The sequence below is a fragment of the Streptomyces aureocirculatus genome (assembly GCF_000720475.1).
In the GTDB taxonomy this organism is placed as follows: Bacteria; Actinomycetota; Actinomycetes; order Streptomycetales; family Streptomycetaceae; genus Streptomyces; species Streptomyces aureocirculatus.
In genome coordinates, this window is the sequence record NZ_JOAP01000043.1 from 33225 (window position 1) to 42323 (window position 9099).

A 9099-nucleotide genomic window follows, 5' to 3' on the forward strand; every position below is an offset into this window, starting at 1 on the left:
GCGGCCGCCCCCTGTCGGAACCAGGGGCGGCCGTCCTGCTGCTCACGCGTCCGGGGCCAGGCCTCGCGCGTACGCCTGCAGATAGTTCGCGGCCCGCGCGACGCCGTCTGCCGTGCGCTGTCCGGCGTCGTCGTACACCGCGGCGCGCTCTCCTTGGAGCAGTGCTGCGAGCTCGCGGGCGTGCTTGGCGAGGAGGTCGGCGGCGTACTGCTGGGCGTCACGGTCGCGGTGGCCGGCCTCGCCGTAGATCTCGGCGAGGTGGTGGAGTGCCGGGCTCTCGTGGGCTTCTTCTGGCCGCGGCTCGGTGATAAGCCGCCACTGCTGTACGACGATGGGCTGCTCCTCGACCTCGACGGCCTCGACGGTCGGCCCAAGCCATCCGTGGTCGTCCGGGCCGCCGTCGCCGACCTCGAAGTCCCAGATGTCCAGAGGGGCTTCGTACTCGACGGCGTACGTCCGGTCGTCGTCGGCACGGAAGATCACGCGCCGCTGCTGCGTGTACTTCAGGACGGTGACGTGCTCGTCGGCGAGGAGGTCGGGGTCGTACTCGACGTCCTTGGGCGAGGCGGGTGGGACGCTGAGGGCGGCGAGCTGCTCGCGGGTGAAGTGGCGGGTGGGCATCAGGTGCTCCTTCGTGGTGTCGGGTCGGTGGTCGTGCTGCTCACTGCGGCGCGGCCTCCCACGCCGCCAACGCGCGCTTCACCGCGTCGGCCTCATGCCAGTACGGGGCGTGACCCACCGCCGGCTCCTCGCCTGCCAGCAGAGCGCGGACCACGGCGACGACCGCGGCCGGATCGGCGTAGCGGCCGAGCGTGGGCAGGAACTCCGGGTCGTGCTCCAGGACCCCGTCGGCTGCGCGCGGCGCCCACTGCCACTGCTCAGCCGGGTGCTCCCACACGAGGTGGATGCCGTGCCGGTGACGGTTGCGGCTCTCGGTCCAGACGAGGTGGGCGTCGAGCATCGTCGTGCAGCCCGCGTCGGGGCCGGTGTCGTAGCGGTCGACCTCGGCGTCCGAGGTCCAGTAGTCGTCGGGTTCCAGTCCGGCGGCGGTGAGGGCGTCGCAGATGGCGGTGATGTACGGGTCGTGGGGCAGGGCGCGGTCGGGCATGGTGATCCTTCGTGGTGTCGGGTCGGTAATCACAGGTCGTCGAGGGTGAGCTGGTCGTCGCTGGTGGATGCGGGCGGTGTGCGGGTGAGCTTGCGCAGGCAGTGCGGGCCGATACCCCGGGAGCGGGAAGCAGCCGTGCGTAAGGGCCTGCCGCACAGGACGCAGGCGGCGGGCTGCGGGGCGGGGGAGGTCACGGTGTACCGGCCGGTGCGTGGGCTGCGCGCCAGGCCTCGACGATGGGCTTGGGCACGCGCCCCTGGGTGGCGCACTCGAGGTTGTTCTCGCGCGCCCAGGTGCGGACCTCGGCGGCCCGGTAGGCGGGTGCTTTGCGCTCGGTGCGGGGCGGGGGTGCGAGTTCGTGCTGGCGGGCCCGCAGTTCGGCCAGGCGCTGCTCGAGCTGCTCGGTTTCGCTGGTGATTCGGGCGAGGTCGTGGTCGGTGGCGTAGCGGCGGCGCAGACCGGCCAGGTCCGCGCGGGTACGTGCGGCCTGGTCCTGCACGTCGGGGTCGTCATGGTCGTCGGCCCACTTCAGGAGGGCGCCGACGGGCAGGTCTTCGCCCGGGACGGTGGCGGTTGCCGGGGCGGGGGCGCTGTGCATGCGGGGCTCCGTGTCGTCGAGGTGGAGGCGGCCTTGCCGGGCGGCCTCGGGCCCGCCCTGACGGTCGATCTCGTTCAGCAGCGCGCCGAGCGCGGCGATAGTCACGGCGCGTCGCGGGGCCGGGCGCGGTGCAGGGCCACGCCGACGCAGAACCCCTCCAGCGCGGCGAGGAGTTGCGCGCGGTGTTCGGTCTGTGCATCGGGCGTCCAGCGGCGGGCGTGCTCGCCTGCGGGCATCCGGGAGTGGCCGAACGTGCCGTCGGGGCAGTCCTCCGGCGGCCGGAGCGTGGACTCGCCGTGGCCGGCGGCCGGGGCGGGGGCGGTCATCGGGGCCACCGGGTCCAGGCACCGCGGCGGACGACCGCACGCCGCCCGGGCCGGGCAGTGCGGCGTACGGGCGGGCGGGTGCAGGTCGCGGCGTGGGGCATGGCCTGCCACTCCGCGCCCTCGAGGCGGTCCCGCTCCGCGGTCAGAACCCGCACCCGCAGGGTCCCGGTGCCGTCCACGTACGCCGCGAGGTTGCCCTTGGCATCGGGTTCGGCGTCGAGGGCCTGGCGGCGGCCGTGCACGGTGATGGCCCACCGGATCGTGGCCAGGCACTCGCGGCACTGGTCGGTGGTGTGATCGCTCAGGGGCATGAGGTCCTCCGGCTCAACTACCGGTAGCGGCGGGGGTCAGGTGGGGGGCGACCAGGAGGTAGCCCCAGATACGGATGGCGTCGGCGGGCCCGTGGCGGGCCAGCGCCGTGGTGATGTCGTCGGCGGTGGCGGCCGCGCGCCGCGCCGCATCGGCGGGCGGGGGCAGCGGCGCGGGTGGCGGGGGCGGCGGGCCGTCGTGCACGAGCAGCAGCCCGGGCGACGTCGGCGGCTTCCCGACCGGGGCGGGGGCGGGCGGGGGTGCGGTTTGTGCGGCCGCGCGCCGAGCGGCAGCCACCTGCCGGTTGACGGCGCACAGTTCGCAGTCCTGCCCGGCGTCCCACACCGTCCCGGACTCGCAGGCGGCGATGCCGCAGCCGTGGCGGGGCAGGCCCGCGCCGAGGATCCACCGGCCGATGTCGCGGATGGTGTCCGTGCGGGCGTAACGGTGCTCGAGACGCTCACGCACCCGCTCCTCACCGGTGCCCGCGCCGAGCTGCGCACCGATCTCCCGGGCGATCTTCCGCAGCACGAACGGGCGCAGTTCGGGGAGGTGGTGGCGTAGGGGCTCCAGCACCCGCCAGACGCGGGGGGAGAGTTGGAGGGCGGGGCCGGTGTAAGGGGCGCGCCCGGCGGCGGCGCTCGCGCCGGGTGTGCGATCCGTGCGCAGCACGCGATGACCGGGCCCGAAGGCGGGCGGCACGTGCGAGGCGAGCTCAGCGCGCGGCCTACTACCGGTACCTCGCCTACGGCGGATACCCACCACATCCCTGCTCGCCGGTCGGTCAGTCTGCAGGTCTTCCTTAGACGCGAGCGATCCGTCACCAAGATCCGCACCGGAACCGTCATGGATGTCCGGTGACTGCGCCCCCCACAGCGCCAGTTGCTCGGCAGCCGGTGCCTCGGTGGCCGGGGCCGGGACGGGGTGCAGTGGGCGGCGGTGAGTCTCGTAGGCGTGGCGGCCGTGCTGGCCTTCGCGGCGGTGCACGGTCAGCCAGCCGGTGGCCTCGAGCTCGTCGACCAGGCGGCGGGCCTGCCGCTCGCCAAGGTGCTCACCGGCGCGCCGCCCGGTGTGATGGAACATCTGCTCGCCGAGCTCCGCGCACGTGACAGGGAAGCGGCGGGCGGTGGCGTAGGCGAGGAGCGCGTACAGGCGCAGCAGTCGCGGTGAAAGGGCCTCGGCAGCGCGGACAGGGATGCGTACCCACAGCTCGCCCGGGGCGAGGGGGCGGGTGGTGCGGTGGGCGGACTGCCCGCGGCCGCCGGGCAGGGTGCGCCGCGTCGTCGGCACCTCCACCACGCCGTCGACGGCGTCGGGGTTGCGGAGGTCGGCCAGGCCGCGCTCGACCTGCGACTTGGACATGCCGAGGTAGGCGGCCAGGGTGTCGACCCGGGCGGTGCAGCCTTCGGACCGCTGGGACAGCGCTGCGATCTTGACGTAGACGCTCAGGGCCGTGTCGGCGTACTGAGCGCCTGCGACCAGGCGCAGGGGGATCCGAACGGACAACCCGCCGCGCGCACGCGCTGCCGGGGCCGCGGGCTGCGGCTCCTGGTGCGCGTCGCACGGCGGGCGGGCGGTCATGAATTTCCTCTTTCGGGAGACGAGGCGAGGGGCGGAGTGGGTGCTGGCGGGTGCGGCATGTGTGGGGTGTGCGCCGGAACTGTCTGCGCGGGCGGGGTGGGTCAGGTGGTGATTCCGGCGGCGCGGGCGGCGGTCAGCCAGGGCGCGAACTGGGCGGTGATTCCGTCGTAGAGATCGCGGGCGGGCAGTGCCTGCGGGTGGGGACCGACGTGCAGGTAGGAGGCGTTGTCGACGTCGCGGCCGGGTAGGTCGTCGAGCTGCTCTAGGAACGGCACCGGGGCATTGCCGTAGCCGATGAAGCTCCAGAAGATCGGCAGTTGGGAGGCGCTGATGAGTTCGGCGCGGGCGGCGGCTTGGTCCTGCGGCTGGCCGTCGGTCTGGAAGATGACCAGAGCCGGGTCGGTGGTGCCGGAGTTCAGGTAGTGCTCGGTGACCAGGCGCATGGGGCCCCCGTAGCGGGTGCCGCCCATGGTCAGCTCTCCGCCGTGCAGCCGGTGCTGGGCAGCCACGACCCCGGTGTAGGAGGACAGGCGGATGTCGACGACCGGGTAGGAGCGGGAGTCGAAGAAGACAAGCGGCACCACACCGTCGTCGTCGACGTTCACCGACAGTCCGAGCGCCTGGTCGGCCAGGTGCTGCACGGAGCCGTCGCGGTAGTACTTGGCCATCGACATCGAGCGGTCGAGGACCAGGTAGACCGCGGCCCGCAGTCCGTCGAGGCCCTGGGTGTGCAGGGAGTGTGCGGCGGTCTTGGCCAGGTCGACCAGGCCGGGCGCCTTCTTTTCGATCTTGGTGAAGTCGGTCATCACGATCCTTACGGGAGGAGGTGGGAGTGCAGGTCACGGGGCTGGTCAGCCGCCGGTGCGGTGCCTGCTGCGCAGGGCGCGGACCTGGTCGAGGTAGACGGCGGGCACGACCAGGTCCATGCGGGGGCGGCCCTGGCGCGGGCCGGAGAGGATCGGTCGGCGGCGCAGCCAGCCGCGCTGCCACAGCACCTCGATCGCCACCCGGACACGGTTGGGGTCCAGGCCGGTCTCGCGGGCGAGCCGCTCGACGCTGGGCTGCCCATTCGGGGTGATCTGACCGGTGCGGTGGTGGGCGTACCAGGCCAGGGTGTGGGCCACCAGCCGGGCCTGCGGAGGCAGGCCGCTCAGGAACAGCCCGCGCCGGAACAGCGACTTGAAGACCTCGTCGTCGCGGAGCTTGCCGGGGGCGATCGCCGTCTGCAGCCCGGAGTGCTGCGGCGAGCGGGCCGGAGCCGGTGCGGGCGTACGCGCCGTGGCAGTGGTGGGTTTGGCGGCCGGGGGCGCGGGGTGGCGGGGCATGTCGGCCGGGGACGGTCTGCGGGGCGGGGCGGGTGAGCTCATGAGGCCAAGTCCTCTCCAGGCTCGAGGTGTTCGGGTGCGTGGGCGGGTGGTTCGGCGGTGGGGCCGGGCGGGAGCTGGCGGTGGACGGGCCAGCCCGGTCCCGGCGGGGCCTCGGGGAGACCCCGCATCGCGGACGGGGTGTGGGCCGCGCACCGCCAGCCCGAGACGTACAGGCGGGCGTAGGTGTAGGCGTGGGGCAGGGCCAAGACCTCGCACGACGGCCGTTTCATTGCGGGCCCGTCAGCCGGATACGGCAGTCCACGCAGGTCTCGGTGCCGTCGGGGTGCTGAGCGTGCGCGGTCACGCGCTGGTGGACCGGGCAGTAGGCGCGGTCGGCGCCCTCGATCTCGCCGTCGGTGAGGAGTTGCTCCAGCCACCCGTCGTCGGGGGCGTCACGGGCCGGGCCGGTCAGAGCGGTGTTGAGGAGTTGCAGGAGGCGCTGCAGGCGCCCGCGTACGGTCGGCGTGGGCATGGCCGTGCTCCCAGGCGTGGTTGAGGGTGTAGGAGCGGTTGTTGTCGGGACCGTGTTCGATCAGCAGCCCCCGGTGGGCCAGGGCGTGCAGGTCCTGGCGGATGGTGGTGCGGCTGCATCCGAACCCGGCCGCCGCTTGCGCGGGCAGCATCTGGCCGGTGCGCACCGGGCCCGGGCCGGGCAGGTCCCGCACGGCCTTCAGCAGCGCGGCCTGCTGGGCGCGGACTTTGCGGTTACGCGGTTCAGCCACGGTTGTCACCGCCCTTGCGGCCCTGTTCACCCTGTTCCTGATTGGGCACAGGGCCGCCATTCCCGGGTGGGGTGAGGGGACGCAGGAACACGTCCCCGTAGGCCTGCTCATGTCGTGCGGCGATGGCGCGAGCCGCATCCGCCGAGGACCGGGGCCTGGCCCACGTGACCGATCCCGGCCCCCGTTCTGGTGTGGTGTGCGGCTGCTTCAGGGGGGGTGTCGCTGTCCGTGGGCGGCTCGGGGGACGAGCTCACGAAGCGCGCCTCGACGCGCACGTAGCCGTCATCCGTTGGCGTGGTGCGGGTCTGGAAGGACCGGGCTGGCCCGTACATCCAAAAGCGGTGTCCCGCGCGGCGGATGCCGCTCGCGATGGTGTTGGCGCTGTGGAGGTAGGAGTAGATGCCCACCACACCCCACTCGTCCGGCTGCAGACGCAGCCGGTCGGCGACGGCCTGGTGGTCGGCTCGGGTGCGCTGCCCCCGGGCGGGGGCGGCGGGGGCTGGGCTGGGGGTGTGGGCAGTGGACGCCGCCCGGGACAGATGGCTGCTGTCCCGGGTGTCCTTCTTCCCGTCCCCGGCGGCCGCGGTGCGCGGCTGATCACAGCTCACCGTGGTTCACCGCCTCGTCGTGGCCGCCGGTGCGCAGGTCGGTGCGAGCGCGGGCGATCGACGTGCACCGGCCGGGGCAGTACCAGGCGGCTGCGCCGTCCTCGCCTGCACCCGGCACACGGACCATGTCCGGACGGGGACTTGGCCCGCTGCCAGGCGTGCCGCACTCCTGGAGGCTGCAGGTGTCCACGACCGGGTCCCACCTGCGAGGCCGGGGCGTGGTCTGGCGGGTGCCGGTGTACTGGCCGCCGTTCCACGCCGTTGAGGTCTTCGACACGCTCATTGGTGATCACCCGCCTGCAGCGTGCGGCCTGCGCGAGGTGCGGTGGTCGGGGCGGGGCGGCGGTGTCGGGCGTGCGGGACGCGCGCCACGGTGAGCGGCTGCGTCTCCTGGTCCGCACCGGGCTCCTGGGTACGGGCGGGGCGCACCGGCAGGCAGGGCGCCGGGTGCGCTGGCGGCCAGGTGACGGCTTCGCCGTCCTCGCGGGGCGGGCCGGGCTTGGAGGCGAGGTCGACGCACCACTTGAGGGCCGCCAGCGTCACCGCGCTGCCCGCGATCGCTCCGGCGAGGAGGGCCGCCACGGTCCCGGCGTCTTCGTTGACCAGCGCGATCACCGCTCGGCCCTCGGGGTGGTGGGCCCCAGGACGTACTGGAGCATCTCGACGCCGCGCGTCTGCTGCAGCGCGGGCACGCCCTCGCCGCGCAGGTGCACGGTGGCGCCGGACCACTGCCCGCAGGCTTGGACGGCGTCGTCCTGCACGTGCTTCTGGTCGGCGCCGCACTTGCCCAGCCACCAGCGCCAGGCGTCCAGGGTCCGCGGACGCACGGTCAGCTCGAGGGTGGTGGCGTCCGGGAGCACGGTGCCGACCACATCGGGCTGCCTGTGCAACCTCTGCGCGAGGATGGCGGCCGGGGAGTCCAGGTCGACGTCCAGGCCGACGCGGGCGATGCAGCCGCCTTCCAGGCTTACCTCCATCAGTGCGCCGTCGTCCGGCGCGTGGTCGGCGAGGGTATAGGGGACAGGCGCGGTCTCGGCCGCCGCGTCTCGCCGTTCCGCGAGGAAGGCGATGATGGCGGGGGTGAGCTGCACGGCCAGGTGCTCGAGGTGCTCGTTGGTCAGCGGCAGGTCCAGCATTTCCGTGGCCAGCTTGAGGCGGGTGTGCAGCAGGTGCTGCAGGTCCCGGCTCACGCGTCGGCCCCCGCGACTACCACGGCGTCGACCGCTGCGGTGGTGTCGACGGGCCCGGTGCCCAGGCGCAGGACCGCATCGTCGACGTCGGGGTGCAGGAGGGTGCAGGCCTGCACGGTGATCCCGTCGATCTGCCCGTGGACCTCGTAGTACACGCTGCTGCCTGACCAGGTGAGCTCACGCTGGGCGGGCTGTCCCAGCCTGGCGGCGAGCTCGTCGACGGGGCGGCGGTCACCGGCCGCGCAGAAGATCCGCACCGAGCAGGCCGCTTCGTCGTCGAGGCCGAGCTCCTGGCGGGCGGACACCTCACGCGGCAGCACCGTCAGGGTCTGGATCAGCTCGGCGGCCACCGCCTGCGCTGCCGCGAACGACTCACGCTCACGCGCATTCATCTCGTCGGGGGCGTTCACAGTGCGGCTCCCTCTTCGGCACCCGCAGGGCCCTGCGACAGGCCCGCCCCGGGAACAGGAGGGGCAGGGGGTGTCTCGGCTTGCTCCTCTGTCAGCGGCAGGTCGTGCACGGACATGTGCACGGCCACGCCCTGGAACACCCCGTCTGCCTGCAGCCACGCGCAGCCGCCGAAGGCACGGAGCGACACCGAGTCCGGTGTGATCTGCAGCGCCGCACGCCACTGCTCGAACGCGTCCGGGGACGGGGGGCGCAAGACGATTTCGCGCGGGGCTGCGCGGAGTATCACGTCGGACATGGGGAGGTGGCCGAACATCTCGGTTAGGCCGACCAGTGCCTGCGCTGCGGGCTGATGCCCTTCGAACGTCGGGCCCACCGGAAGCGGCAGGGCGCCGAGTTGCTCGACGGCGGCCGCCCGGGCGTCGCTGGAGTGGGTGCTCATACTGACCTCTCGCTGGCGTCGGCGGCGCGCTCGAGCTGCGCGACGACCGACTCGGTCGTACGGCGCGGCATGTCGCCCCAGGCGGTGATGTGCTCCTCGAGGGAGGCGATGTCGATCCAGAACGGGCCCTGACCGCGGACCTCCAGGCGCAGCGCGAGCCGGTACACCGCGTGGTCGCCGAGCCGGGACACCGCCTGCTCCTGGCAGGTCAGGGTTCCGGCGGCGCAGACCGCAGCCGCGGCGGCGCGCAGCGCGTCCATGATCGTGATTGCGCCCGGGGCGGGCGGGCAGGAGAACGCGGTGCGTATCTCGGTCTGGCGGTGGCCGGCCTGCGCCAGGAGACGGGCGGCCTTCCGGTAGACCGCAGCGAGCGGGGGCAGCGGGAGTCTGGTGAGCCGCTGCAGGGGCGGCGGGACGGTAGCGTGTTGGGTCATCGGTGA

General features: G+C 73.6%; 18 protein-coding genes. All 18 read right to left on the reverse strand.

The genetic code is table 11. The features are described 5' to 3' along the window. Positions 1–42 precede the first annotated feature (42 nt). Positions 43–621 carry a hypothetical protein gene (locus tag IG78_RS0131750; RefSeq protein WP_030569690.1) on the reverse strand — a complete coding sequence of 193 codons (579 nt, stop codon included), beginning with the start codon at positions 619–621 and terminating at the stop codon, positions 43–45. A 40-nt stretch (positions 622–661) separates the two neighbouring features. Then, the gene (locus IG78_RS0131755) at positions 662–1108 is read right to left on the reverse strand and encodes a hypothetical protein (RefSeq protein ID WP_030569693.1); all 447 of its coding nucleotides are present in this window, start codon (positions 1106–1108) and stop codon (positions 662–664) included. Between the two features lie 29 nt (positions 1109–1137). After that, positions 1138–1302, reverse strand: coding sequence for a DUF6011 domain-containing protein (locus tag IG78_RS49595; protein WP_157855927.1), 165 nt, complete (start codon positions 1300–1302; stop codon positions 1138–1140). Beyond that, positions 1299–1811, reverse strand: a complete 513-nt coding sequence (locus IG78_RS0131760) for an Lsr2 family DNA-binding protein (protein WP_030569696.1) — start codon at positions 1809–1811, stop codon at positions 1299–1301. The genes IG78_RS49595 and IG78_RS0131760 overlap by 4 nt, the downstream gene beginning before the upstream one ends. Further along, entirely contained in the window at positions 1808–2032 is a 225-nt protein-coding gene (locus tag IG78_RS0131765; RefSeq protein ID WP_157855928.1) for a hypothetical protein, read from the reverse strand. Before IG78_RS0131765 ends, IG78_RS0131760 begins: the two co-directional genes overlap by 4 nt. Further along, on the reverse strand, positions 2029–2343 hold the full coding sequence (locus IG78_RS0131770) for a hypothetical protein (RefSeq protein ID WP_051853090.1): 315 nt from the start codon (positions 2341–2343) through the stop codon (positions 2029–2031). Before IG78_RS0131770 ends, IG78_RS0131765 begins: the two co-directional genes overlap by 4 nt. Positions 2344–2356: 13 nt before the next feature. Beyond that, on the reverse strand, positions 2357–3922 hold the full coding sequence (locus IG78_RS0131775) for a helix-turn-helix domain-containing protein (RefSeq protein WP_051853091.1): 1566 nt from the start codon (positions 3920–3922) through the stop codon (positions 2357–2359). 101 nt (positions 3923–4023) lie between these two features. Continuing rightward, on the reverse strand, positions 4024–4728 hold the full coding sequence (locus IG78_RS0131780; RefSeq protein ID WP_030569708.1) for a VWA domain-containing protein: 705 nt from the start codon (positions 4726–4728) through the stop codon (positions 4024–4026). A 45-nt stretch (positions 4729–4773) separates the two neighbouring features. Next, positions 4774–5289 (reverse strand): helix-turn-helix domain-containing protein, encoded by a 516-nt coding sequence (locus IG78_RS0131785; RefSeq protein ID WP_030569710.1) that lies wholly within the window; start codon positions 5287–5289, stop codon positions 4774–4776. A 226-nt stretch (positions 5290–5515) separates the two neighbouring features. Next, positions 5516–5761 carry a hypothetical protein gene (locus IG78_RS0131795; RefSeq protein ID WP_030569712.1) on the reverse strand — a complete coding sequence of 82 codons (246 nt, stop codon included), beginning with the start codon at positions 5759–5761 and terminating at the stop codon, positions 5516–5518. Then, positions 5682–6149, reverse strand: a complete 468-nt coding sequence (locus IG78_RS52780) for a DeoR family transcriptional regulator (protein ID WP_107055034.1) — start codon at positions 6147–6149, stop codon at positions 5682–5684. The genes IG78_RS0131795 and IG78_RS52780 overlap by 80 nt, the downstream gene beginning before the upstream one ends. Continuing rightward, positions 6119–6619, reverse strand: a complete 501-nt coding sequence (locus IG78_RS44395) for a hypothetical protein (RefSeq protein WP_030569714.1) — start codon at positions 6617–6619, stop codon at positions 6119–6121. Before IG78_RS44395 ends, IG78_RS52780 begins: the two co-directional genes overlap by 31 nt. Continuing rightward, positions 6609–6896 carry a hypothetical protein gene (locus IG78_RS0131805; protein WP_030569716.1) on the reverse strand — a complete coding sequence of 96 codons (288 nt, stop codon included), beginning with the start codon at positions 6894–6896 and terminating at the stop codon, positions 6609–6611. Before IG78_RS0131805 ends, IG78_RS44395 begins: the two co-directional genes overlap by 11 nt. 2 nt (positions 6897–6898) lie before the next feature. Then, complete coding sequence (locus IG78_RS0131810; protein WP_030569718.1) at positions 6899–7234, reverse strand: hypothetical protein; 336 nt, start codon at positions 7232–7234, stop codon at positions 6899–6901. Next, a complete protein-coding gene (locus IG78_RS0131815) occupies positions 7231–7809 on the reverse strand; it encodes a hypothetical protein (protein ID WP_030569720.1) in 579 nt (192 codons plus the stop codon). Before IG78_RS0131815 ends, IG78_RS0131810 begins: the two co-directional genes overlap by 4 nt. Beyond that, entirely contained in the window at positions 7806–8219 is a 414-nt protein-coding gene (locus IG78_RS0131820) for a hypothetical protein (protein WP_030569722.1), read from the reverse strand. The genes IG78_RS0131815 and IG78_RS0131820 overlap by 4 nt, the downstream gene beginning before the upstream one ends. Beyond that, positions 8216–8659 carry a hypothetical protein gene (locus IG78_RS0131825; protein ID WP_030569724.1) on the reverse strand — a complete coding sequence of 148 codons (444 nt, stop codon included), beginning with the start codon at positions 8657–8659 and terminating at the stop codon, positions 8216–8218. The genes IG78_RS0131820 and IG78_RS0131825 overlap by 4 nt, the downstream gene beginning before the upstream one ends. After that, positions 8656–9093, reverse strand: a complete 438-nt coding sequence (locus tag IG78_RS0131830; protein WP_030569726.1) for a DUF6197 family protein — start codon at positions 9091–9093, stop codon at positions 8656–8658. The genes IG78_RS0131825 and IG78_RS0131830 overlap by 4 nt, the downstream gene beginning before the upstream one ends. Positions 9094–9099 lie beyond the last annotated feature (6 nt).